Genomic DNA, 26,436 nt, shown 5'->3' with positions numbered 1-26,436 from the left:
TGCGATACAAAGTTACTGGGTTGGTACGTGAACCGGGTGGAGCGGAGTTTTGGCGTTGCCGATGCGCGATCTCGACAAAGCGCTGGCCGACATCGTGGCGATCCGCAGCCAGATTGCGGCCGGCACCGCGTTCCGCGGCTATGGTTCGGCGACGATGGCCGCCACAGGCGTGGTCGCGCTTGTCACCGCGATCCTGCAGTTCTGGCTGCTCGGTGATCCCACGGGCGAGCCGCTCAGCTTCTTTCTCGGCTGGTTCTTTGCAGCTGCGCTGTCCGGCTTGGTGATCTGGATCGAGATGCGCGCGCGTTCGCGTCGTCATCATTCGGGTCTTGCCGACGCCATGATCCACCAGGCGGTCGAGCAGTTTTTGCCCGCGGGCGTCGCCGGCGTGCTGCTTGCAGTGGTGATGTGGAAGTTTGCCGCCGAGACGCTGTGGCTCCTGCCGGGCTTGTGGCAGATCCTGGTGTCGCTCGGCATTTTCGCGTCGGTCCGCTCGCTGCCGCGCAGCGTGGCGTTTGCCGGAGCCTGGTACTTCGTCTCGGGCTTTGCGGTGGTGGTACTGGCGAGCCAGACCCACATGCTGTCGCCATGGACCATGGGGTTGCCCTTCGTGATCGGCCAGTCGGTGATGGCGGCCATTCTGTATTTCGCGTCCGGAGACAACGATGTCGAAGACTGACAACGCGCCTTTCTCCTATGAGGGGCTCGACCGTGTGATCCACGAGAAGGCGAGACTCGGGCTTCTGACCTCGCTGATGGCTCACCCGAAAGGACTTGCGTTCGCGGACCTCAAGCAACTCTGCGGCCTCACCGACGGCAATCTCAGCCGTCATCTCGCCGTGCTCCAGGAGGCAGGCCTGGTCGAGGTGACCAAGGGTTATGAGGGCAATCGCCCGCACACCACCTGCCGTCTGACCAAGACCGGCCGCCGCCGTTTCCTCGATTACCTCGCCGTGCTCGAGCGGCTGGTACGCGACGCTGCAAAGGCTGCCGGCCGCGAGGCACCGCCGCTCGGCCGCCTCGGCATTCTCTCGACCTGATCGTCCCCCTTTTTGACCGGAGACTTTGCAATGCAAAGTGACGTCACGTCTCACAACGAGAAGCTTCATGTCGGCATCATCATGGACGGTAACGGTCGGTGGGCGACGCGCCGCGGCCTGTCGCGCGTGCGCGGCCACGAGGCCGGCGTCGAGACCATCCGCCGCATCGTCGAGGCCGCGCCCAAGCAGGGCATCGGCACCCTGACGCTCTACGCGTTCTCGACAGATAATTGGCGCCGGCCCAAAACCGAGGTCGCCGCGCTTATGACGCTGCTGCGCTTCTATCTCGCCAATGAAGTGCAGAGCCTGGTGAAGAACGGCGTACGGCTCAATGTGATCGGCCGCCGCGACCGCTTGCCGGACGGCATCGCCAGCGCCATCGCACGCGCGGAGGACGCGACCGCACACGGCAATACGTTGCATCTGCGCATAGCCGTGGACTATTCCGCGCGCGACGCCATCCTCAACGCGGCGGCGAAGGCTGCCGCGCTGACCAGCCTCACCCGCGAAGCCTTCTCGCAGCTCGTCACGGGCGAGGCTGGCTTGCGCGACGTCGATCTCATCATTCGCACCTCCGGCGAGAAGCGGCTGTCGGACTTCCTGCTCTGGGAAGGCGCCTATGCCGAGCTGCATTTCACCGAGCGGATGTGGCCCGAATTCGATTCAGGCGATCTCGCCGCGGCGCTCGCCTCCTTCCATGGTCGCGAGCGGCGCTTCGGCGGCCTCCAGGCCATCATGCCGGAGGAGGTGCCCTCACTTTCTCGGGCGTGATGCTGAGGCGCGGCCGAGCAAGAATTTCCGCGCCAGCTTCCGGACGATGTCTTCAGGTTCAGTCGGGGGATTGGGCTTCTTCACAGAAGTGGGACGGACGATCACGCCAACCAAAGCGGGAGCGAAAGTCCATGCGTGTTCTTCTCGTCAACGTGCCTCATCCCTCGATCGGAAGCCGGATTCCGGACGATCATCTGCCGCCGCTCGGCCTGCTCGCGATCGGCGGCCCGCTGATCGATGACGGTCATACCGTGCGGCTGATCGATGCCGAGTTTGGCCCGACGCCGATCGCAGAGATCATCAGCGCCGCGAGCCGCTTCGCTCCGGATGCCGTATTGTTCGGCCATTCCGGTTCGACCTCCGGACATCCGGTAATTGCAGAGATTGCGCAGGCACTGGTGAAGGCGATGCCGCGCGTTCTGATCGTCTATGGCGGCGTTTTCCCGACCTATCACTGGCGCGAGATTCTGCGTGATGAGCCCTATGTCAGCGCGATCGTGCGCGGCGAGGGGGAGGAGACCGCGCGTCGCCTGATGCGGGCGCTGGAATATGGCCACGATCTCGACGGCATCAGCGGCATCGCGTTCCGCGACGCCGCGGGCCCGCGCGCGACACCGCCGGCGCCTGTCATCGCCGATCTCGATGCCTATCGCATTGGCTGGGAATTGATCGATCACGCGCGTTACTCATACTGGGGCGGCCTGCGCGCGGTGGTGGTGCAGTTTTCGCGCGGCTGTCCGCATCTGTGCAATTATTGTGGCCAGCGCGGCTTCTGGACGCGCTGGCGCCATCGCGATCCCGTTCGCTTCGCCAAGGAGTTGGCGCGCCTGCACCGCGAGCACGGCGTCAAGGTCATCAACTTCGCCGACGAAAATCCGACCGTGTCCAAAAAGGCTTGGCGTGCCTTCCTGGACGCGCTGATTGCCGAGAATGTCGACCTCATCCTGGTGGGCTCGACTCGCGCCGACGACATCGTGCGCGATGCCGATATCCTGCATCTCTACAAGAAGGCGGGCTGGCAGCGATTCCTGCTCGGGCTGGAGAATACCGACGAGACGACCTTGGAGCTGATCCGCAAGGGCGCCACCACCGCAACCGACCGCGAGGCGATCCGCCTGTTGCGGCGGCACGGCATCCTGTCGATGGCGACCTGGGTGGTCGGGTTCGAAGAAGAAACCGATCGCGATCACTGGCGTGGATTGAAGCAGTTGCTCGCCTACGATCCCGATCAGGTTCAGCTCCTCTACGTCACGCCGCATCGCTGGACGCCATATTTCCGGCTCGCCGCCGACCGCCGCGTGATCCAGCCGGATCGCCGCCGCTGGGACTACAAGCATCAGGTGCTGGCGACGCGCTACATGGCGCCGTGGCGCGTGCTGGTGTGGTTCAAGTTCACGGAGATGGTGCTGCAATGTCGCCCCAAGGCGATCTGGCGCGTGCTGTTTCAGCGCGATGCGGGCCTGCGTCACGCCATGCGCTGGTACACGCAGATGGGCCGCAGAGTCTGGCCGCACGAGATCCTCGAGTTTTTGCGGGCGCGACGGCTGCGATGGGGGCCGACGGTGCGGGAATTCTGGGGCGCGCCGCAGGATGCCGAAGAGCAATCGATGACGGCCGTGCGGCCGGAGCGGCGCGTCGGGAGGCGCGAGGCCGCATGAGTGCCGTCTCTGTGTGACGTGCAGCGCTACGGCATGCGCTGTTCGCTTTTGGCCGCAAGATTGGCGGCCACGTCCAAGCGGCGAAAGCGCGGCTTCGGCTAGGTCTGCTGTTCCTGCAACCTGTCGAAAGCCTCGCGCATGTCACAGCTATCTCTGGATGCAGCTGTCGAGCTGCATCAAGCCAAGGCAATGGTCCGCATCCGGACCGCCAATGCATCTGACGTCGAGGGCCTCTCGATCTATTTCACCGGTCTTTCCGCCACAACGCGCAACAAGCGTTTCATGGGCGCACGCGCCGACGTCGCGTTGCTTGCCGCCGAGTGCATCGCCAAGGTCAGCCATCCCAATCATTTCACCCTGCTCGCCGAACTCAGGCAGGAGGAAGGTCCGAGCACGATCATCGGCGAGACGCGATATGCCTATGACGCCGCCGCACGGCACGGTGATTTCGCCATCTCCGTGGCCGATGTCTTTCAGCGCACGGGCGTCGGCCTGCAAATGGTGACGGCGATGGAGCGGCGTGCCAGCGATCTCGGTCACGAGATGATCGCGGCCGAGACCGCGCGTACCAACGCCGAGATGCGCGGCCTTGCGAAGAAGGCCGGGTTTGCGGATACCGGCCTCGGAGACTGGCAGTCGATCCATTTCGCAAAGCGGCTGTCACGCTGAGGTCGCTTGCCGAAAGTCTGGGCGGGCGTGCGGTGGGCTCAAAAATCGCTGCATCTCCTCGCGCATCGTGCTCTACTATCTCCCAAGATGGGAGTATGCGGCGATGCGCGCGGTTCTGGATTATTGCACCGGTGGCACTGAGCGGCAGATCGCGGCCGGCACGCATCTGCTGACCGAAGGCGGCGCATCCGGCCCCCTTTACGTGCTCATGACCGGCAGGCTCGAGGTGCTCAAGGGCGACATGGTGGTCGCCACCATTGCCGAGCCCGGTGCGGTGCTGGGCGAGATGTCCGTGTTGCTGGGGCTGCCATACACGGCGACGGTGCGGGCTTGCTCCGACTCGGTTGTTTACGAATTCGCGGATGCTGCCTCGCTCCTCAAGCGGGAGCCGGAGGTCGCGCTGTTGATCGCGCGGATGCTGGCGCAGCGGCTCAATGCCGCCAACACTTATCTTGCCGATCTCAAGCGGCAATATGCCGGTCACGGCACGCATCTCGCCATGGTCGGCGAGGTGCTGCAGAGCATGATCAACCTGCCGCCGCTCGAGGTCTCGCCAGGCTCGGATCGGCAATCCGATCCAAGGATGTGAGCCAGTCCGGTGGCAGCTCGATAGTCGACGCCGGTCGCTTCAGCGCTGCATCGAGGTCGATCCACTGCGCCTCGCCCGCCGCCAGCCAGAACGCCTTGTTTTCATCCATATCGAGCACAAGGTATGTCGGCGGCCGTCCCGGCTGCAGGCCTGTGTTGAATACCCAGGTCTGACCCAGCCGGTCGAACCACGAGCCGTCCGTGATGAAGGGGGATTGATGCACATGGCCCGAGATCACCATCGACGGCTGATATTGTGTGATCCACTGCACCAGCTCGACGTCGCCGAAGAAACGTTTGCCGCCCCAGCTCGTCGGTGAATTGGCCGGCGGCGCGTGATGTGTCCAGATCCACCGCTGCGCGCGGTTGAGCGAGGCGTCGTGCAGCTGGTCGACGATGCGCTGCTTCACCAGCGGTCCGTCCCACCACGGGCACACCGTGAACAGCGTGTCACCGATGGTGAGATTGTCGCCGTCGCACGCGATGCCAAGCTCGCGCACCTCCGAGATCCAGCGCGAGATCTTCTCGCCCTCCGCATTGCGCTCGTCGAGGTCGTGATTGCCGGAGCAGAGAATGACCCTGGTCTGCGCCGCGATCAGTGCGAGGTATTTCTTCACCACCACGATCTGGGCGCGGAAATCGACCATCGAGCCGATGTCCAGCGCATCGCCTGCGAAGATCACGAGGTCGAATTGGGGCGCCGCGCTGACCAGCCAGTCGAACTGCGGCAGCGAGTAGTGCAGGTCGGCCACGACCAGGCAGCGCATCGATCATCCGTCGGAGAGAGGGCGAAATGTCTGGGAATTCCAAAATGCAATGAAGCAAGAAGCGGACCAGCGCGCCCGGGAGCATGCCGCGGCGTGTGAAATCGGGCAGAGTGTCGCAGGCTGGACCGGGCCGTCGAATTCTGATGTCGTGGAGCACCCTTCATCGCGGCTGTTCGTATGATTTCCTTCAAGACCATTCGTGCACGCGCCGAGAAGCGCAAGGGCGGCCCCAAGGCGCTGGACAGGCTGATGCCTGACAAGCCCGATCTGAAGGGCCTGGCAAAGCTCGGCGACGATCGGATCCTGGCCGAGATGACCAGGCGCGTGTTCTGCGCGGGCTTTGCCTGGAGCGTGATCGACGCCAAGTGGTACGGTTTCGAAGACGCCTTTCTGCGCTTCCAGCCGGCCAAGCTCAGCTTCCAGCCTGAGGATTACTGGGAGGCCCTGCTGCGTGACGCGCGGATCGTGCGCAACGGCGCCAAGATCATGTCGGTGCGTGACAACGCCGCCTTCGTGCAGGAGATCGCGAAAGGGCACGGCAGCTTCGGCAGGTTTCTGGCGAAGTGGCCGCCATCCAACGAGATCGGCCTGCTCGATCTTCTGACCAAGCGCGGCAGCCGGCTTGGCGGCAACACCGGGCAGATGTTGCTGCGCTTCGTCGGCTGGGACGGTTTTGTCACCTCGAAGGACGTCGTCGCCTGCCTGCGCGATGCCGGCCTCGACATCGCCGAGGAGGTCAAGTCCAAAGGCGATCTCGCCAAGGTGCAGGCGCAGTTCAACGCCTGGGCCGAGGAGACCGGTCTGCCCTACACCTATTTGTCACGCATCTGTGCGCTGTCGGTTGGCGAGAACCGAAGCGAGTAGCTGAGGGGATGGTTGGCGCGGAAGCGAGTGGATCGTGGACATCATGTGGCGATCCCGCGACGTGAGCACGGCAGATGCAATGCGCGATCACGAAATGCATTTCCGAGGAACATTTGTGCGCAGCACCCGTTCGGGAATCTGAGCCAGGCGGCACAGGCGCGGGGAACGCGCGCGCTCCGGCCAAAAGACTTGGTTCATGCCATGAAACCCGACATGATGGAACGGAGCAGCTCATGAAGCTCACATCCGAACAGGTGAAGCAGACCGTTAACCAGCTCGGCGCGCAGGTGCTGCCCGACGAGCATCCCGCCATGCCCCAGCTCAACAGCATGTTCGGCGAGCACACCTTCTTTGTCGACGAGATGGGATTGAAAGTCCTCGAGCCAACCCCGTCGATCAGTGCGGATCGAGAGACCGGCGAAGTCGTCAGCCTCGCCGACTGGAGCGATGCAGATCTGACGCGCCTGATGGCGCATGAGCCCGAGCCGACTGGTGTGATCGTCGTGTTCGAGCATGTCAGGCACTGAAATCTGCGAGGACGAGGGCCGCGTTTCGGCCCCCGTCCGGATGCTGCGAAAGATCAGTTGAGATCAGGGGCGGTCGAGCGGACGGCGGAGGTCGCCGGGGCCGCCGAACAGGCCGCGGAAGAAGCCGGCAATGCTTCCCCAGAAGCTTCCGCCGGCGATCGTCTCGAGTTCGGTCTCCGTCAATTCGCGAGCCATGTTCTGCATTTGCAATCTCCTCATGTCACATCGGGCGGATCATTCCGCGCGACACGAAGAGAATGTCGTCGACCACGCTGCGTCGCCGTGACGGAGACCACACAGGCGGCTACCACCCCTGGGCGCCGAAGGGTGGTTGGAGCGGACGTACGACGCGTTGCTGATATCAGGACCCGATCAACGAAGGGCCGGCGCGATTGGTCGCGCGGCTCGGGCCTGTCCCGCCGCAGGTTGAACCTGTCAGCGAGGCCTTCAGCGACTCCAGGAATTTTCGAGCAGGTCGATCGTGCTCTTGATGGGCTCGGCTGGAATGACGCCAAGTCGCATCCCGTGCTGCGTTGGTCCCGGCAGTTGGATTTGCCCGGTCGGTCGGCGATAGGCACGGGAGCTGGCGCGGATCCGTTGGGCCTTGGCGGACGGGTTGCCCAATATAGCCATTGAACAATCGGAAATATTTAGAAGCAGAATAGGCGGCTTTGATGCGATACTCTTTCCCGTTCCTTTAACAACGACGATTTCGATCGGACCGCTGAATCGCATGTCGACCCTGGAAGCCGCGCTGCGAGGAGGGGCAGTCGTCATTCTTCTCTTCCGCGTGGCGATGGCTGCGCGCGACGCGCGGCGCAATCCCATCAGCCGCTATGTCGTATTGCTGAACTTGAGCATCGCGGCCTATATCGTCGACTCGGCCCCGGGCTTCGATGCGCTGGCTCTGCCGCTGCGCATGCCGGTCCATCTCGTCAGCGTCGTGATGCCGGCGGCGTTCTGGATTGTGGTGAGCGCCATCTTCGTCGACGAGTTTCGCCTGCGGTGGTACCATTGGGTCGGCGGCCTTGCGTTGATGGGGTTCGCGCTGGTCGACATGTTCAGGCATCCGATGTCGGTCGATGTGGCGCGCACCTGTCTGTCGGTGTCCTTGCTGCTGCTCGGCGTCTGGCACGTGCTGTCGGGGCGTGCGACCGACCTCGTGGAGAAGCGGCGAAGGCTCCGCGTCTGGTATGCGATGGTCACCGCGCTTTATGCACTGTTCATCATCGGCTCGGACTGGCTCTGGCCCGGGGGCCTTTCGGCGGCGTCGCTCAGCCTCGCCAACGCGGCCGGCCTGACGGCGCTGATTTTCCTGTTCGCCGTGCTGGGCACGCAGGCCTCGGCCGAGACGTCGCTGATTCCTGCGCCTGCGCTGGCAAGGACACTGACAAGCACGCTGGAAAGTCAGCCGGCCACGATCCCGCGCAATCCGCCGTCCGCGGTGCTCGCGACCGAGCCCAATGCCGCCGAACTTGCGGCGCTGCGCGGGCTGCTCGACCACGACAAGGTCTTTCGCGAGCCGGATTTGAGCATCGCAACGTTGTCACAAAAGCTCGACATTCCGGAATACCGGCTGCGCCATCTGATCAACCACCAGCTCGGCCATCGTAATTTCAGTGCCTTCGTCAATGGCTACCGCCTGGCGGAGGCCGAAGCCGCGCTGGGTGCCGATCCTGACCATCGCGCTCGACGCCGGCTTCGGCTCGATCGGGCCCTTCAACCGCGCCTTCAAGGCGCAGACCGGCCTGACGCCGTCCGAGTACCGGCGCGCGCGTGCCGACGGCGTCGCCGAAACCTGACCGATTCCCGGTTTTGGCTGGCCTTTTGCGGGAATCGGCCAGTCCTCGTTGAGGAATCGGCGCGCCACCGCGCTTTGTCGGTGCGATCCATTGCCCCGCAGGCGAGTCGTCTGTGGACACGAGGTTGACATGAAGCCGCTGATTTCCGTTTTGCAATTCGCCCTTCCCGCCGTGATCGCGATCGCGACGCTGGAGGGGCTCGTCCTGGCGCTGGTGATGCGGCGCGACTACAATTGGCGCGCCTATTGGGCCTCGCTGGCCGATGCGCTCGGCCGGCAATATCTGGTTTACACCTTGCTGCCGCTCAGCATCGCGCAGCCGCTGGTCGACCTGGCCTGGAGCCACCGGCTGTTCACCGTGCCGCTCAATAGCGCGCTCTCGGTGGTCGTGCTCGTGATCGCGCAGGATTTCAGCTATTACTGGTTCCATCGCGCCAGCCATCGCGTTCGCTGGTTCTGGGCGACGCATGCGATCCACCATTCCTCGAACGAGTTCAACCTCGCGGCGTCCTACCGCTTCGGCTGGACCGGAAGGCTGACCGGCGCCGCGGTCTTCTACGTGCCGATGATCTGGCTCGGCTTCGCGCCGGGGCCGGTGTTCATCGCCGCCGCCATCAATCTGCTCTACCAGTTCTGGCTGCACGCGGAGTGGATCCCGAAGCTCGGCTGGCTGGAATATGTGCTCAACACGCCGTCGCACCATCGCGTGCACCACGCCTGCAATGCGGAGTATCTCGACCGCAATTATGGCGGCATCCTCATCGTGTTCGACCGGATGTTCGGCACCTTCGTCGCCGAACGCGACGAGCTGCCGTGTCACTACGGCCTGGTGAAGCCGCTGCGCTCCAACAATCCTGTCATCATCGCGTTTCACGAATGGGCCGCGCTGGGGCGCGATCTCTGGCGCGCGCCAACCTGGCGTGCCCGGTTCGCCTGCCTGGTCGGCCCGCCCGGTGATGGTCCGGCGGTGCCGACGGCCGCGCCGGCCAAGGCGTACGATGGCGGTCAAAAGGTCGGGGCTGCAGCGGGATGAAATGGCGCACCCGACACGATTCGAACGTGTGACCTTTGCCTTCGGAGGGCAACGCTCTATCCAGCTGAGCTACGGGTGCAGCGAGGATTCATGTAGCCGATTGGCGAGAGGTGGGCAACCGGTCTTGCCGCGGCAATAGCCGCGCTTTAGGCCGATTTGCGCCGGGCAGGGCCAGGAACCTGACCATTGACCGGCCCATCGTCCCGGCCGAGGCCGGCGAACTCGGCCAGCACCCGCTCGGAGCAGACGACACGGTTGCGGCCGAGCCGCTTGGCGGCATAGAGCGCCTGGTCGGCCGCACCCAACAGCCGGTCGGGGGCGCCGTCGGTCTCGCCGGGGACGTGACTGGCGACGCCGACACTGAGGGTGACGTGGTTGCCGGCCCCATGGGCGCCATGGGCGATCCGCAGGGCCATGACGGCACAGCGGATCTCCTCGGCGATGGCGCAGGCATCGTCGCGGCTCGTTTCGGGCAGGATCAGCGCGAATTCCTCGCCACCATAGCGGCTGGCAAGATCGAGCGGTCGCATCGCATGGCGGCTGACGACGCGCGCGACCTCGCGCAGGCACTCGTCGCCGGTCTGGTGGCCGTGCTGGTCGTTGAACAGCTTGAAATGATCGACGTCGACGAACAGCAGCGCCAGCGGCTGCTGCGTCCGCTGCGCGCGCGCCCATTCGCTCATCAGCATCTGGTCGAACGAGCGGCGGTTCGAAAGCCCGGTCAGCCCGTCCTTGGTGGCAAGCTCCTTCAGCGCCATCTCCGCGCGCTTCTGGTCGGTGAGGTCGCGCAGCGTCTCCACCACGGCGATCAGATTGCCGGCCTCGTCATGAATGGGGCCGGCGTCGATCGCGAGATAGAGCTGGCTGCCGAGCTTCGGCATCACGCACCAGTTCTCCGCGCTGAAGCCGAGGCCGTTGTGGCCGCGCGCGGCATATTCCGAATAGAATTCCGGCAGCTGCTCGGGCCGGTCGAGCGCGACCAGATCGGCGAGGCAAGGTCGCTTGGTCTCGTAGAAGGCCTGCCAATGCTTGTTGGTGCCGATCACCTCGGTGGCGGCAACGCCGGTCAGCCGCTCGCAGGCCCTGTTCCAGATCACGACGCGGCGCTTCGGATCGATCACGAAGGTCGGCACCACCAGATGCTGCATCAGCCGCACCGCGTAGGAATCGGCGACGTCGATAGCCTTGGTGGGAGCCGTGATACGCTTTGCCATCTCAGGCCACCGCCGCCACGGGCATGGCGTCGCCTCGGCCGAACAGCTCGCGCACTTCGGCCGCCGGCTTCGGCCTGCTGAACAGATAGCCCTGCATCTCGGTGCAGCCGAGCGCGCGCAGCATCTCGCGCTGCGCCTCGGTCTCGACGCCTTCGGCGACCGTCGTCATGCGGCTGGCGGAAGCGATATTCACCACCGCCTGCACGATCACGGGCGCACCGCCGGCATCGGCGATGTCGGCCACGAAGCAGCGGTCGATCTTGATCTTGTCGAACGGGAAGCGCTTCAGATAGCTCAGCGAGGAATAGCCGGTGCCGAAATCGTCGAGCGCGATGCGCACGCCGATCGAGCGGAGCTGGTGCAGGATCGAGAGCGCCGCCTCGTCGTCGCGGATCAGCACCGCCTCGGTGATCTCGAGCTCGAGCCGCCGCGGCTCCAGCCCGGAGGCGGCCAGCGCACCCGCGATCCGCAGCGCCAGCGTGTCGCATTTCAGCTGCACCGGCGAGACGTTGACGGCGACGCGAACATGGGCGGGCCAGGTCGCGGCCTCGTTGCAGGCCGTGCGCAGCACCCAGTCGCCGATCTCGTTGATCAGGCCGGTGTCCTCGGCGATCGGAATGAATTCGGCCGGCGAGATCATGCCGCGCTCGGGATGGCGCCAGCGCAGCAGCGCCTCGCAGCCGGAGACATCACCCGATTGCAGATTGACCAGCGGTTGGTAGTGGATCTCGAAGCCGCCATTGATCAGCGCCTGACGCAGATCCTGCTCCATGGTGAGACGGGCCTTGGCGCACGCATCCATTTCCGGAACGAAGAAGCGATAGGTGCGCCGTCCCTCCGCCTTGGCGCCGTACATCGCGAGGTCGGCATTCTTGACCAGCTGGTCGAGATCGGCGCCGTCCTGCGGCGCCAGTGCGATGCCGATGCTGGCGTCGGTGGAGAGTTGGTGCCCGAGGCAATGATAGGGGCGGCGGATCGCCTCATGGACCTGCGTCACGAAGGCCAGCACGTCGGTGGAGGATTCGATTCCGGTCTGGATCACGGCGAACTCGTCGCCGCCGAGCCGTGCGATCAAATCGCCCGGCTTGAGGCAGGCGCGGATGCGGCCCGCGATCGCCTTCAACAGCTCGTCGCCGACATGGTGGCCGAGCGAATCGTTGATGCCCTTGAATTCGTCGACGTCGATATAGAGCAGCGCGAACTGTTCGCCGCCTGCGACCTTCTTCAGCTCGCGCTCGATCTGCTCGCGGAACAGCACGCGGTTGGGCAGATCGGTCAGCGCGTCGTAATGCGCCATATGCGCGATCTTGTCATGGGCGCGGCGCCGCTCGGTGACATCCTCCACGACATTGATGAGGTAGCGTGGCTCGCCGGATTTGTCGCGGATGCCGATCCGGGTCGAAGTGATGTAGCGCAGCCCCATGGTCAGGCTCTGCCAGGGATGTTCGTCCTTGAACAATCCCTCGGCCGTCTGCAGCGCCGCGCTGTCGTCTTCGCTGACCGCCCTTGCGGTGTCTGCCGGATAGATGTCAAAGGGGGTCTTGCCGAACACGGCCTCGCGCGATTGGCCGAACTGCTCTTCGGCGGTGCGGTTGATCAGCAGATATTGCCGCGTCCTGGCGTCCTTCACCGTGATCTGCGACGGGATGTGGTCGATGATCTCGCGCAGGAACGTGTAATTGCGGTCACGCTCCTGCTCCAGACTGCGCCGCTCGGTGATCTCCTCGATCGTCGCGACCCAACCGCCTTGCGCGAGCGGCGTGTTGATGACCTGGAAGGCGCGGCCGTTGGGCAATTGATGCATCTTTGTGGCGACCTTGCCTTCGGCGACGCCCTTCATGACCTCGGCGCAAAACTCCTCGACATTGCCGCTGAACGCGTTGCGCTCCTTGCGGTGGTACATCGCTTCATGGATGTGACAGCCGGGCTTGATGACGTCGTGGGAGAGGCCAAACATGTCGGCATAGCGACGATTGCAGGTGACGATATAGCCGTCGGCGTCGTACAGGATCAGTCCCTGGGACATATTGTTGAGGGCGGTGTCGAGCCGTAGCCGCTCCGCCTCCAGCCGCTGTTGGGCCTCGCGGTTCTGCCGGTTGATCAGGCGGATGATCAGGAACAGGATCAGCGCGATCACGGCCGCCGACAAAGTTGCGGTGGTGACCATGAATCCGGTCTGCTGCCGCCAGTCGGCTAACGCGGCCGACGTGGTGTTGGTCGCCATGATGACAAGAGGGAAATGGGTCAGCGATACGGCCGAGCCGAGCTTCTCTTCGCCGTCGACCGGGCTGGTGACGCGAAGCGTATGCTGGCCACCTCGGGTCAGCACCCTCTGCATCAGCGGCGCGCTCTTGTAGCTGGTCCCGATCATCGATTCGACACCCGGGTAGCGCGCCAGCATCACGCCTTCGCGGTCGAACAGCGAGATCGCGGCACCCTCGGCCAGCGCGACGGAAGCGAAATAGTGCTGATAGCTGTCGGGATCGATCCGACGGACCATGGCGCCGACGAAGGTGCCGTCCGGCAGGCTGAGCCGGCGCGCGACGACCGTGGTCCATTTGCCGATCAGGAAGCTGCGTACCGATTCCAGCAGCACCGGCTCCGCCATCGGATTGGTCTTGAAGGTCTGGAAGTAGGCCCGCGACGAGATGTTGATCTTGGGCAGGGGCTGGGCACGGGACCAGGAGATCAGTTCGCCGTCGGCGTCGTAGATCGCGATGTCGCCCAGGTAGGAGACGGCGCTGATCTTGCTCCTGAGCATCCGGTCGGCCTCGGGCCCCGACATGCGCTCGCGGAACATCTGCGGCGAGGCGATCTCCGGCAGGCGCATCTGCCCGATCAAGTCGGCTGCGACGACGTCGGAATCTTCAAACTGCTGATCGAAGTGCCGTGCAATCAGCTGCACGGTGTTTTCCAGCTCGCGCTCGCGATTGGTCAGCGTGCGTTCGCGAAACTCGCCGACGGCCATCGCGGTCACCGCAAAGATGCCGGCGACCAGCAATGCGCCCGAGAGTGTCAGCCACAGCACGGGACCGCGCCGCATGGCAGCGTCCCAGCCGCCCCTTGCGGTTCGCGACAATCTGGATGCCATGCCTAGAACTAGGTCGCGCATTTCCTCCCCCTGGGGAACAGAAATACACCGCACAAATGGCGCAAAGCTTAGGAAAACCAGTTACCTAAGCATTAATCCGGTTGCGCAACCGCATCCCTGTGCAGCGCTACGCGAATCGTGCAGTGGTTGTGCGGCTGCGATCGCAACCGCTGCGCTACATCGTTAATCGAAGCTTAATGCGAGGCGCCCGCGCTCTTGTTGCCGCCGCCATGGCGCAGCCGTCCGACCACGCCCGTCGGGAAGAAGTACACGCTGGCAATGAATAGCAGCCCGAGCCAGAGCAGCCATCGGTCGGGGTGGAGCAGCCCCGGCAGCAGCGGAAGACCGGCCTCGGACGCCGCCTTCGATGCGACGCCCATCAGCGACTGCAGATAGTTCTGGGCGAGGATGAAGATCGTGGCGCCGATGATCGCGCCGTAGATGGTGCCCATGCCACCGATCACGACCATCAGCAGGATGTCCAGCATGATCGAGAAGCTGAGAGAGGTGTCCGGGCCGGCATAGCGCAGCCACAGCGCGTTCAAGATGCCGGCGCCGGCCGCGACCAGCGCGGCGAGGCAGTTGGCGTAGGTCAGATGGAAGACGGTGCGGAAGCCGAGTGCCTCAGCGCGAAAGCGGTTCTCGCGGATCGCCTGCAACACCCGCCCGAACGGCGAGTTCACCACGCGCAGCAGCGCGAGGATCATCAGGGCCGAGATGGCGAACACCAGATAGAAGGTCAGGATGCGTCCGTTGATCTCGAATCCGAACAGGTTTTTCGAGATCAGCACCGTGCCGGGGCGCAGTAGCTCGGGGAGCTGGAAGCTGCGCCCGTCCTCACCACCGGTCAGCCAGGAGAGTTGCGACGCCAATACCTGAAAGGCGGAGGCGACCGCGAGCGTGATCATGGCAAAGAAGATCGCGGCGACGCGCAGCGAGAACAGGCCGATGGCGAGCGCGAGCAGCGCGGCCAGCGGCAGACCGACGACGATGCCGGTTGCGACCGCAGCCCAATTCGGGCCCATCCCGTACAGCGCGATCGCGATCGCGTAGCTGCCGATGCCGTAGAACATCGTATGCGCGAACGACACCGAGCCGGTGTAGCCGAGCAGCAGATCGTAGGAGGCGACCAGCGCGGCGAAGACGCAGATCTTGGCCGCGACGTTCAGCGCCTTGGCTCCCGGAAACAGGAACGGCGTCGCCGCCAGCGCCAGGATGATGACGACGAGAACGAGCGTGAGGACCCGGCTGCGCGGCGGATCGCCTGATAAAATCATCATCGGCTGGTCACCGCATAGAGGCCGCGCGGCCGCCACATCAGTATGGCGACCATCAGCAGGATGTTGGAGACGAGGGCGAGTTTCGGCACCAGGAAGCCGCCGTAATTGGCGACCATCGCCACCAGGATCGCACCGATGAAGCAGCCGCCGATCGAGCCGAGCCCGCCGATGATGACGACGACGAAGATCAAGACGGTGAGCTCGTCGCTCATGGAGGCGTGGACCTGCTCGCGATAGAGCGCCCACATCACCCCGCCGAGGCCGGCCAGCGCCGATCCGGTCATGAACACGCCGAGGAAGAGACGGCGGATGCGATAGCCGAGCGCCTCGACCATCTCGCGATTCTCGACGCCGGCGCGAATCAAGAGGCCGAGCTTGGTGCGGTTGAGCACGAGCTGGATTGCGATGAACACGGCCAGCCCGATCAGCATCGCCAGCACGCGATACTTGGCGATGGCGACGTCACCGAGGATGAAGGAGCCGCGCAACGACGCCGGCAGCGGCATCGGGATGATCTGCGGTCCCCACAGCGCATAAAGCGTCTGCTCGGCGACGATCAGGCCGCCGGTCGTCATCAGGATCTGTTTCAGATGCTGGCCATAGACCGGCAGGATCAGCACGCGCTCGACGACCAGGCCGAGGGCACCGGAGACGGCCATCGACAGCAGCGCCGCCGGCGCCAGCACCGCAAGATTCACCCAGAGCGTATCGGCCTGCACGGAGGCCGCGAACGGCGCGAACACCAGCGTCGCGATATAGGCGCCGACCGCGATGAAGGCGCCGTGGCCGAAATTCAGCACGTCCATCAGGCCGAACACCAGCGTCAGGCCCGAGGCCATGATGAAGATCATCATGCCCATGGCGAGGCTCGCGGCCGTCAGCGTCAGCCAGGTGCTGGGCGAGCCGACCAGCGGGATCATGATCAGGGCGAGCACGATCGGCAGCAAGATTGGCGCGATGTCGCGCTTCGGCTTCGGCAACGGATCGGTTGCGGCGAGTTCGGTCACTGATGTGCCTCCAGGCTCAGGCCCAGTAGCCGCTCCTGCAGCGGCACGTCGGCGGCGAGCGCCGCCATCTCGCCGCGATGGACGATGGTGCCGTTGTCCATCACCAGCACGCTGTCGCCGAGCTCGCGGGCGGCAAAGAAGTTCTGCTCGACGAGGAGAATGGTCGCACCCTTGCGCTTGATCTCCTTCAGGCACTCGATCAGCGCCATCACGATGGCGGGCGCTAGGCCCTTGGTCGGCTCGTCGATCAGCAGCAGCTTGCGCGGCTCGATGATGGCGCGGGCGATCGACAGCATCTGCTTCTGCCCGCCGGAGAGGCTCCCCGCCCGCGACAGCCAGAACCGGCGCAGCGCCGGGAAGAAGCCAAAGATCCAGTCGAGCTGGGTGTCGTCCATCGGCGCATCGCGGGCGGCGAGGACGAGGTTCTCTTTCACCGTGAGGTCGGAGAATACGGCCATGCTCTCCGGCACGTAGCCGACGCCGAGCCGCGCGATGTCGGGCGTGGTGCGGCTCTCGATGCGCTCGCCGCCGAGCGTGATCTCGCCTGACGAGGCCTGCCACAGGCCCATGACGGTGCGCAGCGTCGTGGTCTTGCCGGCGCCGTTGCGCCCCAACAGCATCGTGACCTGTCCTTGCGGGACCGCGAGGTCGATGCCCTGCAGAATGTGATAGCGCCCGATATGGGTGTGCACGCCGGAGAGTTTGAGAAGGTCGGTCATGCTGCACTCTCTGCAGCGTTCTTGGGAGCCACGCCGAGATAGGCTTCCTGCACGATCGGCGAGGCGATCACGTCGGCGGGCGGGCCGTCGGCGACAAGCTGGCCGTTGTGCAGCACGATGATGCGGTCGGCGAGCGAACGCACCACGTCCATCTTGTGCTCGACGAGGAGGATGATCTTGCTCTTGTCCTGCTTGAGCTGGGCGATCAGGTTCAGCACGACCGGCACCTCGTCGATGCTCATGCCGGCGGTCGGCTCGTCGAACATGAAGACTCTTGGTTCGAGCGCGATCATCAGCGCGACCTCGAGCTTGCGCTGGTCGCCATGCGACAGTGCGGTTGCGGCTACGCCGCGGCGATTGCCGAGCGCGACCTGGTCGAGGATGGCATCTGCGCGCGCGATGAGGTCGCGGCGCACCATCCAGGGACGCAGCATGTCGTAATGGGTGCCATCAGCGGCCTGCACGGCGAGGCGAACGTTCTCCTCGACGGTGAGGTTCGGAAACAGATTTGTCAGCTGGAACGCGCGCCCGAGACCGGCGCGGGTCCGCAGCGGCGCGGAATGCTGGGTGATGTCGGTGCCGTCGAACAGGATGCTGCCGCTCGAGGCGCGGAGCTGGCCCGAGATCAGATTGAAGTAAGTGGTCTTGCCGGCGCCGTTCGGACCGACAATGGCGGTGAGCTCGCCCGGGCGGAACGTGCAGGTGACGTTGTTGACGGCGACATGGCCGCCGAAGCGGATGGTGAGGTCGCGGGTCTCGAGGGTGAGCGTCATTGGCAATCTGTTGAATGATGAGACGAAGCTGTATCCGCGATCACGCTGCGCTCCCTCCCCCGCTTGCGGGGGAGGGGTGGGGAGAGGGTGTTTCCGCGGGCGAGAACCCCCAAGAGGAGAGAGCCTTCTCCCGGCCTCCCCCGCACGCGGGGGAGGTGAAGCAAGAAAGCTCAGCGCTTGTTGCGGACCGGAACGTCCATGTCCTCGATCTTCAGCTCGCGCACCGGCTCGAGCACAGCCCAGGCAACATTCGGATCGACCTTGACCTTGAAGGCGTACATACTCTGCAGCGCCTGGTGATCCTCTTTCCGGAACACCATCTTGCCTTTCGGCGTGTCGAACTCCATGCCTTCCATCGCGGTGATCAGCTTCTCGGTGTCGGTCGACTTCGCCTTGGTGACGGCGGCGACGACGGACATCGCGGCGGCGAAACCGCCCGCGGTGAAGAAGTCCGGCGGCGCGTTGAAGCGCTTCTGGTGCTCGGCGACGAGCCAGTCGTTCACCGGATTCTTCGGGATGTCGTAGTAATAATAGGTCGCGCCCTCCATGCCCGGCAGGCCCTTGTAGGCGGCGAGAGCCGGCAGGATATTGCCGCCGGTCGAGAGCTCGATGCCGTAGCGCTTCGGATCCATGTCCTGGAGTTTCGCCAGCGGATTGCCGGCGCCGGCCCAGATCACCCAGATCACCTTGCGGCCCGGCTTGTCCTTCAGCGCGTCGAATAGGCGCTGGCCGACCGCGGTGAAGTCGGTCGTGCTGGTCGGCGCATATTCTTCCGCGGCGAGCGTCGCGCCGGTCTTGGCGAGGGCCTCCTTGAAGGCGGCGACGCCGTCACGGCCGAAGGCATAGTCTTGCGCCAGTGTTGCAACGGTGACGCCCTGCTTGCCGATCGCGACCGCATTCGAGATCGCGTCCTGCGACGAGTTGCGCGCGGTACGGAAGATGTAGCGATTCCACTTTTCTCCGGTAATCTGGTCCGCGACTGCAGGCTCGACGATCAGGATCTTCTTGTTCTCCTCGGCAACGGGGAGAATGGCGAGCGCTGCGGCCGACGACGTCGTGCCGATCGCGATGTCGGCCTTGTCGTCCTGATAGGCTTCCGCGAGCGCGGCCTTCGAAAGATCAGGCTTGCCCTGGTCGTCCTTGGTGATGATGACGATCTTGCGACCGTCGAGCGTCATCGTGCCCTTGGTGGCGTATTCAAAGCCCATCTGCAGGCCGGTCTCGGTCTGCTTGGCATAGGCTTCGAGCGGGCCGGTCTTGCCGTAGATCAGCGCGACCTTGAGATCGTCTGCGTGCGCGGAGGCGGCCGCGGCCAAGCCGAGGATGGTTGTTGTTATGATGAGTGATCGACGCACGATGGTCCCTCCTGATTAGGATTTTCTGGGCAATAGCGATTTGCACAGCCTGACGCACATTGCAATTCAACCTTCCGGCCGAGACTCCGCATGCGAGGCTGCATCATTTTTGAGCCAGCCGCGCAGCCTGTTGCGCGCCGGTATCTGACGCCGCACCTTCGATCTGACGCCAATCCGATTGCGCCTCGTCGGCGCTCTCGAAAATATGCGGCGCGACGCCGCGCCGCTCCAGCGCCTCGCCGAGCTTGATGCGCAGGAAGCCCGACGTGGTGTAGCGGGATACGCCGACATAGAAGCGATCGACCAGGCCGCGCACCATGGCCGAATAGTCGTCCAGCAGCTCCGGCAGTATCGAGAAGTTGTCATAATTGACGATGGCGTAAACCTTGCGGCCGAGCGGGCTGAGCCTGGCCGCGACAATTCGCCCGATCTCGTCGATCTCGGCCTTGCTGCGCAAGGGATAGCGCTCGAGATTGATGAAGAACAGGTTCTGCTCCTCGTCGAGGCTGAAGCGCTGGTCGAGCGGGATGGTCAGCAGCCGTTCGCGCAGGTCCATAGGGCCGTCGCGGAAGACGCGCGCATCCATCAGGGCGGGATCGCGCGGGATCAGCGGCTTGAAATCCATCAGGCGCAGGATATCGCGCTCGATGTCGACGCCGGGCGCGACTTCCATGAGCTCGAGCCCGTCGGGGCGCAGCGCGAAGACGCAGCGCTCGGTGACATAAAGTACCCGCTGCCCGCGCGCCGCGGCGAACGGGCCGCTGAAGGTGACGTGCTCGACCGTGTCGACGAATTTGCGCGATTTCGCTTCCTCGGCGATGGCGAGACGTCCGTCCTCGACCGCGATACGCTGCTTGCCGGCGGCAAAGGTGCCGACGAACACGACCTCCTTGGCGTTCTGGCTGATGTTGATGAAGCCGCCGGCGCCGGCAAGCTTCGGCCCGAACTTGCTGACATTGAGATTGCCGGTGCGATCGACCTGCGCGAGCCCGAGAAAGGCGGCATCCAGGCCGCCGCCGTCATAGAAGTCGAACTGATAGGGCTGGTCGATCACGGCCTGGGTGTTGATCGCCGCGCCAAAATCGATGCCGCTCGCGGGAATGCCGCCGATCACGCCGGGTTCCGCGGTCAGCGTGATCAGGTCGATGATGCGCTCTTCATTGGCGACGGAGGCAATGCCCTCGGGCATGCCGATACCGAGATTGACGACGCTGTTGGCCTTCAGCTCGAAGGCCGCGCGGCGCGCGATGATCTTGCGCTCGCTCAGCGGCATCAGCGGCAGCGAGGCCGCGCGCACCCGGATCTCGCTGGCGAAAGCGGGATTATATTGCGTGCCAAACGTCTGCCAGTGATGCTCGGGCTTGGCCACGACGACGCAGTCGACCAGCACGCCGGGAATCTTGACCTGGCGCGGATTGAGGCTGCCGCTCTCGGCCACCCGCTCGACCTGCGCGATGACGATGCCGCCGGAATTGTGTGCCGCCATGGCAATCGCCAGCGCCTCCAGCGTCAGCGCCTCCTTCTCCATGGTCAGATTGCCGTCGGGATCGCCGGTGGTGGCGCGGATGATTCCGACATTGATCGGGAAGGTCCGATAGAGCAGGCATTCTTCACCGCGCAGCGTGATCAGCTCCACCATGTCCTCGGTGGTGCGCGCATTGAGCTTGCCGCCGCCGTGCCTGGGATCGACGAAGGTGCCCATGCCGACGCGGGTGATGTGGCCCGGCCGGTGTGCCGCGATGTCGCGGAACAGATGCGTGATCACGCCCTGCGGCAGGTTGTAGGCCTCGATCTGATTGGCGATGGCGAGCTGCTGGAGCTTTGGCGCAAGACCCCAGTGCCCGCCGATCACGCGGCGCACCAGGCCTTCATGCGCGAAATGATTGAGGCCGCGATGCTTGCCGTCGCCCTGGCCCGCCGCATAGACCAGCGTGAGGTTGCGTGGCTTGCCCTGCGTGTAGGGCGCATCGCCCTCGCTGGCCAGATAAAGTTCCTCCAGCGCCAGCGCGATCTCCTCGGCAAAGCCGATGCCGACGAAGCCGCCGGTGGCGACCGTGTCGCCGTCGCGGATCAGCATGACGGCCTCGGCCGCCGTGACGATCTTGCCCTTCTCTGAATTGGGCAGGTAAGCCAAGGCAGGATGCTGGCTCACGGCGTGTCCTCCCATGTTGTCTTGTCAGGAGCGGCCTGCAATGGCCGCTCCGTTTTTGCGGCTCCGTCCGGAGCTAACCGACCTTGCGCGTTTCGGTGGCGAAATAGACCGAGACGATCGTGATGATAGCGAGCGCGATCATGTAAAGCGAGATCGGCCAGGTCGCCGGCGCATAGGCCGTCATCAGGCCCGTCGCGATCAACGGCGACAGCGCGCCGGCGAAGATCGAGGCGAGATTGTAGCCGAGCGAGACGCCGCTATAGCGCACCTTGGTGCCGAACAGCTCGGAGAGGAAGCTCGCCTGCGGCCCGTACATAGCGGCGTGGCCGACGGCGAGGCCCAGCACGATCGCGATCCAGGCGAGTTGCGGGTTCTTGGTCGAAAGCAGCATGAACAGCGGGAACGACATCAGCGCCGAGAACACGGCACCGAAGATGTAGATCGGCCGCCGCCCGACCCGGTCGGACAGTGCGCCGAAGGCCGGAATGGTGAAGGTCTCGACGGCGGCGGCGATCAGCACGCCGTTGAGCATGTCCTGCTTGTTCATGCCGAGCGACTGCGTCGCATAGGCCAGCACGAAGGTGGCGTAGATGTAGAAGAAGCCGTTCTCTGCAAAGCGCGCGCCCATCGCGAGCAGGATGTTCTTCGGATACATCCGGATCGCCTCGAGGATCGGCATCTTCACGTCCTGCTTGGTATCCTTGACCTTCTGGAACTCCGGCGATTCCGCGATGGTGAAGCGGATCCACAGGCCGACCAGCACCAGCGCCATCGAGAACAGGAACGGGATGCGCCAGCCCCAGGCCAGCAGCTGCGCGTCGGTCAGCATCGCCGAGACCACCGAGAACACCAGCGTGCCAAGCACGAGGCCGAGCGGCGCGCCGAGTTGCGGCCAGCTTCCGTAGAAGCCCTTCTTGTCAGCGGGTGCATGTTCGACCGCCATCAGCACCGCGCCGCCCCATTCGCCGCCAAGGCCAAAGCCCTGGATCAGGCGGCAGGTGACCAGCAGGACCGCGGCCCAGATGCCGGCGGTGTCATAGGTCGGAAGGAATCCGATCGCCGCCGTCGCCGCGCCCATGATCAGCAGCGTGAGATACAGCATGGTCTTGCGGCCGATCTTGTCGCCGTAATGGCCGAACACGACCCCGCCGAGCGGACGCGCGATGAAGCCGAGCGCATAGGTCGCGAACGCCAGCAGCGTGCCCATCATCGGGTCGAAGGTCGGAAAGAACAGCTTGTTGAAGATCAGCGCCGCGGCGGTGCCGTAGAGGAAGAAATCGTACCACTCGATGGCCGTGCCGATCAGGCTCGCGGTGGCGACCGTGACGTGCGAGGGCTGTCTCGCCTGAAGCTGATGGACTGAGATCGCTTCACTCATCTTGCGTCCTCCCTGGTTGCAAATGCGCATGTGCAGCACGCGTCATTGTGCAAAGCGAAGAGCAAGGTCCGCGCCAGATGCCGTCGGTTTGTGCAAAACGACGGAAAATCCAGCAGATTCAGTGTGGGCGGCGTAGCCAAGGCGCAACGCGCCCTGTTAGGAATCCGAGACTCCGGACACGCATTGTCTCGAAACTCAGACGGATTCGGTGCCCGAGGCGAGGCCGAACTTGGCGAGCTTCTTGTAAAAGGTCGCGCGCGAGATCCGGAGCATCTTTGCGGCTTCCGAAATCTGGCCGTGGCTGGCGGCGAGCGCCTGTTCGAGTGTGTGCTTCTCGAATTCGGCTTCCGCCTCGGCATAAGGCAGGACGAGACCGGCCGGCCGCATGGGTGCCGCGGGAATCGCCTCCGCCCCAACGGGGAGAATGCGATCGAAGTCGTCGCTGGTGAGGCGCCCCGAATCGCTCAGGATCAGGGCGCGTTCCAGGATATTGCGCAGCTCGCGGACATTGCCGGGCCAGCCATAGCGCGCAAGCGCAGCCAGACCGCTCGGCGTAATCCTGACGTTGAGATAGTCGCCGGACGCGCTGATGTCGTCGAGCAGCCGTCCGCAGATCTCGGGCAGGTCGTCCAGGCAGTGGCGCAGGGGCGGCAGCACGATCGAGAGCACGTTAAGCCGGTAGTAGAGATCGGCGCGGAACGTCCCCTCGCTGACCCGCTTGTGCAGGTCGACATTGGTGGCCGCTATGACGCGCACGTCGACCTTGCTGATCTTGTCGGAGCCGAGCGGCTCGATCTCGCGCTCCTGCAACACGCGCAACAGCTTCGCCTGCAATTGCAGCGGCATCTCGCCGATCTCGTCGAGAAACAGCGTGCCGCCGTCGGCGACCCGGAATTTTCCCTCGCGTCCCTTGCGATCGGCGCCGGTATAGGCCCCCGGCGCGGCGCCGAAGAACTCCGATTCGATCAGCGTATCGGGGATCGCGGCGACGTTGACGCTGACGAACGGCTTCTCGGCGCGGGATGACGCGTTGTGGATGGCCTGCGCCAGCATCTCCTTGCCGGTGCCGGTCTCTCCGGTGAGCAGAACGGTGACGCTCTGGCGCGCGGCACGGGCTGCAAGCTCCTTGGCCTGTGCGATGCCCGCGGTTGAACCGACATAGTCGTCGAAGGTGAAGCGTGCGGCGCGCGCATGGGACAATTGCCGTCGCGCCAGCCGCAGATCGTTCTCAAGCTGGGCGACGCGACCGAGCAACGGCTTCAGGCCCTCGAGGCGGTCATAAAGCACGAAGCCGATCGCGCCGATGATGTTCCCCTTCTCGTCCTCGATCGGCATCCGGGTCACGACGAGTTGCTGGCCGCCGAGCTCCATGATGTCGAGGATGATCGGCTCTCCCGTTTCCACGACCCTTCGCATCAGGCTGTTGGGAATGACCTCCTCGATCGGGCGGCCAAGCGCTTCTGATTCATGCGAGAGGCCGATCGCGGTGACATATTTCTCATTGACATACACCACGCGTCCGCTGCGATCGATGGCGATGGCGCCCTCGCACAGATGCTCGAGCCGCTCGAACAGCGTCTCCATGGCGCGTGCGCGGATATAGGCGGGATCGCTGACGACGGAGACGGGGGTGGCCATAGCGTGCCTCGCGGGAAGCCCGCCTGTTTATTACCAAAAGCGCAGGTATTTCAAAGGGAGAAATGGGGCGTTTGGAGCCCGACCTATATTCGGTCGTCGTCACGGGTTCGCGCTTTGCGCGCCCCGGGACGACACCGAGATTGTTGCTCTACCGTTGCGTGCCCTGCCGCCGTTACCGCCGATATCCGCTCGCCCGCGAATAACCTTGGCGGTTCTGCTGCATCGGGCGGGCGGAGACGCTGGCGCGGGACTCGCTCGAGGCGGGGGTGGCGAGCTTCAGCTCCTCAAGGAAGATCGGGCGGGCGAAATAATAGCCCTGCGCGTAACGGATCTTGGTGGCGGCCTGGAGATAGGCGAGCTCCTCGTAAGACTCGAGGCCCTCGGCGATCACGGTCATGCCGAGCGCTTCGCTCAAGGATTCGATCGCGCGCAAAATGCCCTGGCTGCGCGGGCGCTTATGGATGTCGGTGATGAAGGAGCGGTCGATCTTGATCTCGTCGGCGGTGATGTCCGCGAGCGCCGACAGCGAAGAATAGCCGGTGCCGAAATCGTCGATGGAGACGCCGACGCCGAGCTTGCGGAACATCGGCAGGATCTCGCTCTGAAAATGATTCTTGGCGACGAAGGCGTCTTCGGTCACCTCGATCATGAAGCGTTGCGGAAAGCCGGTCTCGTCCAGGGCCAGTGCAAAGCTGCGCATGAACTCGGGATTGCCGGCCTGCTTGGCCGCGACGTTGATGCTGATGGTCGCTTCCGCGCCGAACGTCTCGTTGATCAGGTCGATCGACTTGACGATCTCGGCCAGCACGAGATGGGTCAGCTCGTCGATCAGCCCGAGCTCGCTGGCGAGATTGATGAACGAGCCGGGCGCCTGGATCACGCCCTCGTCGTCGCGCAGGCGCACCAGCGCCTCGATGCCCTTCACGGCTTGCGTGCGGATGTCGACCTTGGACTGGAAGGCGCAGCAAAAGCGCTTTTCGAGGATGGCGAGCCGCAGCGACTGCTCGATCTTCATCCGCGCCAGCGCTTCGCGCTCCATGCCGGAATCGAAGAAGGCCGCCGTCCCCTTGCCGTTGTTCTTGATGCGGTACATCGCGATGTCGGCGTTCTGGCGCAGCGTCTCGAAGTTGCGGCCATGATCGGGATAGAGGCTGACACCGACCGAGGTGGAGGCGAAGATTTCCGAATGGTCGATGAAGAACGGTGCGGTCAGCCGCTCCAGCGTCGACTTCATGAATTCGGCGACTTCCTCCTGGCTCTGGATCGGCGAAAGCAGCAGCAGGAATTCGTCGCCGGAGATGCGCGACAGCATGTCGGAATCGCGCAAGTCGCGTCCGAGCCTTTTCGACAGCTCCACCAGCAGCGCATCGCCGACGGCGTGGCCATAATAGTCGTTGATGTGCTTGAAGTTGTCGACGTCGAGAAAGGCCAGCGCGAAACGCTCGTCGGCGCGGTCACGCGCCAGGAGGCTGTTGGCGCGATGTTCGATCACGCGTCGCGAGGGCAGGCCGGTGAGCTCATCGAAATAGGCCGAGCGGAACAGCTGGTCTTCAAAGTTCTTCTGCTCGGTGATGTCGGAGGACGCCGAGATCAGCAGTTCCTGTCCGGCGAGGCGGACCGGGCGATGGGTGGTCAGCAGCACCTGGCGCGCGGCTCCGTCGTGGAGTGCTTCTTCGGAGATGACAGGCTGGCCGGACTTCAATGCCTGCTGGCAGGCTTCGCGGCGCGGCGCGAGATCGGGCGAGGGCCGGCTGCCGTCCATGCCGAGCTGGGACGCTGCGACATCGTTAACCAGCAGAAGCTTGCCCTGCGCGTCCTGCACGGTCAGGCCGGCAGGCAGCATTCTAACGATTTCCTTGAGAAATCCGAGTTCGGCTTCACTCGCGCCGTTATATGCGTTGTCGTTCATAGAAGCCATGAATCTTGTTGTTCAGCGCGCGTTTGCAATGGGCGCGATCATGCGCAGTTCCCTCTTAGGTTTGGTTAAGGGGTCCGCAGAAATACGGGGGTGTTTTGCGAGAAACTTGGCGCGTCGCGACGCGCGCCGCCGATCGTCATTAACAGAAGGTCAACAGCGCGTGCGAAAGCGCGAGCAACGCGCGCGGCTCTCT

The 26,436-nt window shown here is 64.4% G+C and carries 24 protein-coding genes and 1 tRNA gene; 10 read left to right on the top strand and 15 right to left on the bottom strand.

Translation table 11 applies throughout. The features are described 5' to 3' along the window. Positions 1–61: 61 nt before the first annotated feature. The 6 genes from ACWAT4_RS39190 (at position 62) to ACWAT4_RS39165 (ending at position 4,727) form a co-directional block, all read left to right on the top strand. A complete protein-coding gene (locus ACWAT4_RS39190; RefSeq protein ID WP_212302094.1) occupies positions 62–679 on the top strand; it encodes a hypothetical protein in 618 nt (205 codons plus the stop codon). Further along, positions 666–1,040, top strand: coding sequence for a transcriptional regulator (locus tag ACWAT4_RS39185; RefSeq protein ID WP_212302095.1), 375 nt, complete (start codon positions 666–668; stop codon positions 1,038–1,040). The genes ACWAT4_RS39190 and ACWAT4_RS39185 overlap by 14 nt, the downstream gene beginning before the upstream one ends. Before the next feature lie 30 nt (positions 1,041–1,070). After that, a complete protein-coding gene (locus ACWAT4_RS39180; RefSeq protein ID WP_449729539.1) occupies positions 1,071–1,811 on the top strand; it encodes a di-trans,poly-cis-decaprenylcistransferase in 741 nt (246 codons plus the stop codon). Positions 1,812–1,942: 131 nt separating this feature from the next. Next, a complete protein-coding gene (bchE, locus tag ACWAT4_RS39175) occupies positions 1,943–3,469 on the top strand; it encodes a magnesium-protoporphyrin IX monomethyl ester anaerobic oxidative cyclase (RefSeq protein ID WP_449729538.1) in 1,527 nt (508 codons plus the stop codon). A 138-nt stretch (positions 3,470–3,607) separates the two neighbouring features. Continuing rightward, on the top strand, positions 3,608–4,138 hold the full coding sequence (locus ACWAT4_RS39170) for a GNAT family N-acetyltransferase (RefSeq protein WP_212302098.1): 531 nt from the start codon (positions 3,608–3,610) through the stop codon (positions 4,136–4,138). A 103-nt stretch (positions 4,139–4,241) separates the two neighbouring features. Then, positions 4,242–4,727 (top strand): Crp/Fnr family transcriptional regulator, encoded by a 486-nt coding sequence (locus ACWAT4_RS39165; protein WP_212302099.1) that lies wholly within the window; start codon positions 4,242–4,244, stop codon positions 4,725–4,727. On the opposite strand, the gene ACWAT4_RS39160 is transcribed toward ACWAT4_RS39165, so the two are convergent. Beyond that, positions 4,666–5,493 carry a metallophosphoesterase family protein gene (locus ACWAT4_RS39160; RefSeq protein ID WP_449729537.1) on the bottom strand — a complete coding sequence of 276 codons (828 nt, stop codon included), beginning with the start codon at positions 5,491–5,493 and terminating at the stop codon, positions 4,666–4,668. The two genes, ACWAT4_RS39165 and ACWAT4_RS39160, sit on opposite strands and share 62 nt — an antisense overlap. 177 nt (positions 5,494–5,670) lie before the next feature. Here ACWAT4_RS39160 and ACWAT4_RS39155 point away from each other — a divergent pair, with 177 nt between their 5' ends. Further along, the gene (locus tag ACWAT4_RS39155; protein ID WP_449729536.1) at positions 5,671–6,357 is read left to right on the top strand and encodes a DNA-3-methyladenine glycosylase I; all 687 of its coding nucleotides are present in this window, start codon (positions 5,671–5,673) and stop codon (positions 6,355–6,357) included. A gap of 233 nt (positions 6,358–6,590) precedes the next feature. Next, positions 6,591–6,884: a hypothetical protein gene (locus ACWAT4_RS39150; protein WP_212302102.1), complete on the top strand. Its 294-nt coding sequence runs from the start codon at positions 6,591–6,593 to the stop codon at positions 6,882–6,884. Between the two features lie 63 nt (positions 6,885–6,947). Here ACWAT4_RS39150 and ACWAT4_RS39145 read toward each other — a convergent pair whose 3' ends face one another. After that, positions 6,948–7,088: a ComC/BlpC family leader-containing pheromone/bacteriocin gene (locus tag ACWAT4_RS39145; protein ID WP_143270143.1), complete on the bottom strand. Its 141-nt coding sequence runs from the start codon at positions 7,086–7,088 to the stop codon at positions 6,948–6,950. Positions 7,089–7,331: 243 nt separating this feature from the next. Next, positions 7,332–7,661, bottom strand: coding sequence for a hypothetical protein (locus ACWAT4_RS39140; RefSeq protein WP_449729535.1), 330 nt, complete (start codon positions 7,659–7,661; stop codon positions 7,332–7,334). 76 nt (positions 7,662–7,737) lie between these two features. Between ACWAT4_RS39140 and ACWAT4_RS39135 the strand changes: the two genes are divergently transcribed. Together ACWAT4_RS39135 and ACWAT4_RS39130 are read left to right on the top strand one after the other, a co-directional pair. Next, the gene (locus tag ACWAT4_RS39135) at positions 7,738–8,814 is read left to right on the top strand and encodes a hypothetical protein (protein ID WP_449729534.1); all 1,077 of its coding nucleotides are present in this window, start codon (positions 7,738–7,740) and stop codon (positions 8,812–8,814) included. 1 nt (position 8,815) lies between these two features. Then, on the top strand, positions 8,816–9,718 hold the full coding sequence (locus ACWAT4_RS39130) for a sterol desaturase family protein (protein WP_212302105.1): 903 nt from the start codon (positions 8,816–8,818) through the stop codon (positions 9,716–9,718). Positions 9,719–9,720: 2 nt separating this feature from the next. Here ACWAT4_RS39130 and ACWAT4_RS39125 read toward each other — a convergent pair. From ACWAT4_RS39125 to ACWAT4_RS39070, 12 genes are all read right to left on the bottom strand, one after another. Further along, a tRNA-Arg gene (locus tag ACWAT4_RS39125) sits at positions 9,721–9,797 on the bottom strand. 67 nt (positions 9,798–9,864) lie between these two features. Further along, positions 9,865–10,932, bottom strand: a complete 1,068-nt coding sequence (locus ACWAT4_RS39120; RefSeq protein ID WP_449729533.1) for a sensor domain-containing diguanylate cyclase — start codon at positions 10,930–10,932, stop codon at positions 9,865–9,867. A gap of 1 nt (position 10,933) precedes the next feature. Continuing rightward, the gene (locus tag ACWAT4_RS39115; RefSeq protein ID WP_212302107.1) at positions 10,934–13,975 is read right to left on the bottom strand and encodes a bifunctional diguanylate cyclase/phosphodiesterase; all 3,042 of its coding nucleotides are present in this window, start codon (positions 13,973–13,975) and stop codon (positions 10,934–10,936) included. Positions 13,976–14,217: 242 nt separating this feature from the next. Further along, a complete protein-coding gene (locus tag ACWAT4_RS39110; RefSeq protein WP_212302108.1) occupies positions 14,218–15,303 on the bottom strand; it encodes a branched-chain amino acid ABC transporter permease in 1,086 nt (361 codons plus the stop codon). Then, positions 15,300–16,310 (bottom strand): branched-chain amino acid ABC transporter permease, encoded by a 1,011-nt coding sequence (locus ACWAT4_RS39105; RefSeq protein WP_212302109.1) that lies wholly within the window; start codon positions 16,308–16,310, stop codon positions 15,300–15,302. The genes ACWAT4_RS39110 and ACWAT4_RS39105 overlap by 4 nt, the downstream gene beginning before the upstream one ends. Continuing rightward, entirely contained in the window at positions 16,307–17,029 is a 723-nt protein-coding gene (locus tag ACWAT4_RS39100) for an ABC transporter ATP-binding protein (protein WP_212302110.1), read from the bottom strand. Before ACWAT4_RS39100 ends, ACWAT4_RS39105 begins: the two co-directional genes overlap by 4 nt. Then, positions 17,026–17,802, bottom strand: a complete 777-nt coding sequence (locus tag ACWAT4_RS39095; RefSeq protein ID WP_212302111.1) for an ABC transporter ATP-binding protein — start codon at positions 17,800–17,802, stop codon at positions 17,026–17,028. Before ACWAT4_RS39095 ends, ACWAT4_RS39100 begins: the two co-directional genes overlap by 4 nt. A 170-nt stretch (positions 17,803–17,972) precedes the next feature. Beyond that, positions 17,973–19,157: a substrate-binding domain-containing protein gene (locus ACWAT4_RS39090; RefSeq protein WP_212424309.1), complete on the bottom strand. Its 1,185-nt coding sequence runs from the start codon at positions 19,155–19,157 to the stop codon at positions 17,973–17,975. A gap of 103 nt (positions 19,158–19,260) precedes the next feature. Beyond that, on the bottom strand, positions 19,261–21,309 hold the full coding sequence (locus tag ACWAT4_RS39085) for an acyl CoA:acetate/3-ketoacid CoA transferase (RefSeq protein ID WP_449729532.1): 2,049 nt from the start codon (positions 21,307–21,309) through the stop codon (positions 19,261–19,263). A 73-nt stretch (positions 21,310–21,382) separates the two neighbouring features. Then, positions 21,383–22,687 carry an MFS transporter gene (locus tag ACWAT4_RS39080; protein ID WP_249149124.1) on the bottom strand — a complete coding sequence of 435 codons (1,305 nt, stop codon included), beginning with the start codon at positions 22,685–22,687 and terminating at the stop codon, positions 21,383–21,385. Positions 22,688–22,882: 195 nt separating this feature from the next. Next, positions 22,883–24,325 (bottom strand): sigma-54 interaction domain-containing protein, encoded by a 1,443-nt coding sequence (locus ACWAT4_RS39075; protein WP_449729531.1) that lies wholly within the window; start codon positions 24,323–24,325, stop codon positions 22,883–22,885. 172 nt (positions 24,326–24,497) lie between these two features. Further along, positions 24,498–26,234, bottom strand: a complete 1,737-nt coding sequence (locus ACWAT4_RS39070) for a putative bifunctional diguanylate cyclase/phosphodiesterase (protein WP_212424312.1) — start codon at positions 26,232–26,234, stop codon at positions 24,498–24,500. Positions 26,235–26,436: the final 202 nt, after the last annotated feature.

The sequence above is a fragment of the Bradyrhizobium sp. T-1 genome (assembly GCF_053592855.1).
Note: the sequence above shows the minus strand (reverse complement) of the source record. Positions and strands in the feature narration are given on the sequence as shown.

What these genes read in the sequence shown, in the direction of transcription:
- ACWAT4_RS39130 (WP_212302105.1), top strand. Translation starts at nt 8,816, where the DNA reads ATGAAGCCGCTGATTTCCGTTTTGCAATTCGCCCTTCCCGCCGTGATC.
- ACWAT4_RS39155 (WP_449729536.1), top strand. Translation starts at nt 5,671, where the DNA reads ATGATTTCCTTCAAGACCATTCGTGCACGCGCCGAGAAGCGCAAGGGC.
- bchE (WP_449729538.1), top strand. Translation starts at nt 1,943, where the DNA reads ATGCGTGTTCTTCTCGTCAACGTGCCTCATCCCTCGATCGGAAGCCGG.
- ACWAT4_RS39075 (WP_449729531.1), bottom strand. Translation starts at nt 24,325, where the DNA reads ATGGCCACCCCCGTCTCCGTCGTCAGCGATCCCGCCTATATCCGCGCA.
- ACWAT4_RS39115 (WP_212302107.1), bottom strand. Translation starts at nt 13,975, where the DNA reads ATGCGGCGCGGTCCCGTGCTGTGGCTGACACTCTCGGGCGCATTGCTG.
- ACWAT4_RS39095 (WP_212302111.1), bottom strand. Translation starts at nt 17,802, where the DNA reads ATGACGCTCACCCTCGAGACCCGCGACCTCACCATCCGCTTCGGCGGC.
- ACWAT4_RS39120 (WP_449729533.1), bottom strand. Translation starts at nt 10,932, where the DNA reads ATGGCAAAGCGTATCACGGCTCCCACCAAGGCTATCGACGTCGCCGAT.
- ACWAT4_RS39185 (WP_212302095.1), top strand. Translation starts at nt 666, where the DNA reads ATGTCGAAGACTGACAACGCGCCTTTCTCCTATGAGGGGCTCGACCGT.
- ACWAT4_RS39165 (WP_212302099.1), top strand. Translation starts at nt 4,242, where the DNA reads ATGCGCGCGGTTCTGGATTATTGCACCGGTGGCACTGAGCGGCAGATC.
- ACWAT4_RS39140 (WP_449729535.1), bottom strand. Translation starts at nt 7,661, where the DNA reads ATGACGACTGCCCCTCCTCGCAGCGCGGCTTCCAGGGTCGACATGCGA.
- ACWAT4_RS39190 (WP_212302094.1), top strand. Translation starts at nt 62, where the DNA reads ATGCGCGATCTCGACAAAGCGCTGGCCGACATCGTGGCGATCCGCAGC.
- ACWAT4_RS39070 (WP_212424312.1), bottom strand. Translation starts at nt 26,234, where the DNA reads ATGAACGACAACGCATATAACGGCGCGAGTGAAGCCGAACTCGGATTT.
- ACWAT4_RS39100 (WP_212302110.1), bottom strand. Translation starts at nt 17,029, where the DNA reads ATGACCGACCTTCTCAAACTCTCCGGCGTGCACACCCATATCGGGCGC.
- ACWAT4_RS39110 (WP_212302108.1), bottom strand. Translation starts at nt 15,303, where the DNA reads ATGATGATTTTATCAGGCGATCCGCCGCGCAGCCGGGTCCTCACGCTC.
- ACWAT4_RS39080 (WP_249149124.1), bottom strand. Translation starts at nt 22,687, where the DNA reads ATGAGTGAAGCGATCTCAGTCCATCAGCTTCAGGCGAGACAGCCCTCG.
- ACWAT4_RS39150 (WP_212302102.1), top strand. Translation starts at nt 6,591, where the DNA reads ATGAAGCTCACATCCGAACAGGTGAAGCAGACCGTTAACCAGCTCGGC.
- ACWAT4_RS39160 (WP_449729537.1), bottom strand. Translation starts at nt 5,493, where the DNA reads ATGCGCTGCCTGGTCGTGGCCGACCTGCACTACTCGCTGCCGCAGTTC.
- ACWAT4_RS39180 (WP_449729539.1), top strand. Translation starts at nt 1,071, where the DNA reads ATGCAAAGTGACGTCACGTCTCACAACGAGAAGCTTCATGTCGGCATC.
- ACWAT4_RS39145 (WP_143270143.1), bottom strand. Translation starts at nt 7,088, where the DNA reads ATGCAGAACATGGCTCGCGAATTGACGGAGACCGAACTCGAGACGATC.
- ACWAT4_RS39170 (WP_212302098.1), top strand. Translation starts at nt 3,608, where the DNA reads ATGTCACAGCTATCTCTGGATGCAGCTGTCGAGCTGCATCAAGCCAAG.